The organism is Mesorhizobium sp. M1A.F.Ca.IN.020.03.2.1, from assembly GCF_004023205.1.
In the GTDB taxonomy this organism is placed as follows: Bacteria; Pseudomonadota; Alphaproteobacteria; order Rhizobiales; family Rhizobiaceae; genus Mesorhizobium.
This window is the reverse complement of record NZ_RZSV01000447.1, coordinates 1-1,679: the sequence shown is the minus strand read 5'-3', so window position 1 is coordinate 1,679 and position 1,679 is coordinate 1. Positions and strand designations below refer to the sequence as shown.

The window sequence follows — 1,679 nt, the reverse complement described above, 5'->3', positions numbered from 1 at the left end:
GGTAAGGCGGAGGGCAGCGTCTTCTCGACATAGTGGTCGCGGGCGCGCCCGGCGATCTCGGGATGCAGTTCGCCGCCATGGCTGCCCTTGGCGAAGATCGGCGAAGTCTCCGGCGCCATCTGCTTCACGACAACGACCTTGATGCCGGCAGCAGTGGCGGCGTCCATGGCGCGCGCCACGTTGGCGACGCTGTCGGCGAAGGGCGGATGCTGGATGGCGAGATTGCCGCCATTGTAGTCGTTCTGGACATCGACGACGACGAGTGCGCGGCGTGGCTGGGTGGCTGGTGCTGACATGGCGGTTCCTTTCGAGCGGGTTGATAGGTGGCGAAGCTAGGCCGAACATCTATTCCCAGAAAGTGGCCCAATTGACATTATTCGAAAAAATTGGGACACTCCTTGCCGTAACCTTGTGATGTCTGCCATGCGCAATCCGATCGTCGCCGTCGTCGCCTTCGACGGCATCAGCCCGTTCCACCTTTCCGTGCCTTGCCTGGTCTTCGGCGCGGACCGCACCAAGCTCGGCCTGCCGAGCTTCGATTTCCGCGTCTGCGCGGCGGAGCAAGGACCGATCCATACCGATGCCGGTTTGAGCATTTCGGTCCCGCACGATCTTTCGGCGCTCGACCAGGCCGACATCGTCATCATCCCAAGCTGGAAAGAGCTCGATGCTCCTCTGGCCGCGCCGCTCAAGCATGCGCTTGAACGGGCACATAAGCGCGGCGCGCTGATCGTCGGCCTCTGCCTCGGCACCTTCGCCATCGCCGCCGCCGGACTGCTGGCGGGACGCAAGGCCACCACGCATTGGGCCTATACCGACCAGTTGCAGACGCTGCACCCCGATATCGCCGTCGATGCCGACGTGCTCTATGTCGATGAAGGCGACATCGTTACCTCGGCCGGCGTCGCCGCCGGGCTGGACTGCTGCCTGCACATTGTGCGCGCCCGCTACGGCGCCGAGGCAGCGCTTCGGCTCGCCCGCCACGTCGTGCTGTCGCCGCACCGGCAGGGTGGACAGGCTCAGTTCATCGAGCGCCCGCTCGCGCCGACGCCAAACGCCGACCGGTTCACAAAGGCACTTGACGGGGTGCGGGCAACGCTTGGCGAAGCTCACACCCTGGACAGCGTCGCCGAAGCAGCTGGCCTCACCCGCCGCACCTTCACGCGTCGCTTCCAGAAGACGACCGGCACCAGCTTCGGCAGTTGGCTGGCCGAACAGCGCTTGGCGCTGGCGCAGAGGCTGCTGGAACAGACCGACAAATCGATGGACATGGTGGCCTTCGAGGCCGGCTTCGGCAGCGCCACGTCGCTGCGCCAGCATTTCGCGGCACGGCTCAGAACCTCGCCGATGCAGTACCGGCGCGAATTCTCGAAGGGCAGCGCACGGGTCGCCCTCAGCGGCGTGTAACCATCCGCGCCGGGTTGCCGACCACGGTCGCATTGGCCGGAACGTCGCGCGTCACCACCGCGCCGGCGCCGACGATGGCGCCTTCGCCGATGCTGACGCCGGCGAGGATCACCGCGCTGCCGCCGATCCACGCGTTGTCGCCGATCGTCACCGATTTGGCGATCTCCAATCCGGCCAGCCGCCCGGCGGCCTCGCGGTGATGCTCGGCGCAATAGATCTGCACATTGGGGCCAAGCAGCGTCCTCCTGCCGATCTTCACCGGAGCGGTATCG

Annotated in this window: 3 protein-coding genes; 1 reads left to right on the top strand and 2 read right to left on the bottom strand. The window is 66.1% G+C overall.

All coding sequences use genetic code 11. The annotated features are described in order from the left end of the window. A partial coding sequence (locus EOA79_RS31895) for an isochorismatase family protein (protein WP_128293677.1) occupies nucleotides 1-296 on the bottom strand: 296 nt, incomplete at its 3' end. A 127-nt stretch (nucleotides 297-423) separates the two neighbouring features. On the opposite strand from EOA79_RS31895, the gene EOA79_RS31890 reads away from it, so the two are divergent. Then, a complete protein-coding gene (locus EOA79_RS31890) occupies nucleotides 424-1,407 on the top strand; it encodes a helix-turn-helix domain-containing protein (RefSeq protein WP_095823297.1) in 984 nt (327 codons plus the stop codon). Here EOA79_RS31890 and EOA79_RS31885 read toward each other — a convergent pair. Further along, nucleotides 1,394-1,679, bottom strand: a 286-nt coding sequence (locus tag EOA79_RS31885) for a DapH/DapD/GlmU-related protein (RefSeq protein ID WP_281060312.1), incomplete at its 5' end; no start/stop codon positions are given. The two genes, EOA79_RS31890 and EOA79_RS31885, sit on opposite strands and share 14 nt — an antisense overlap.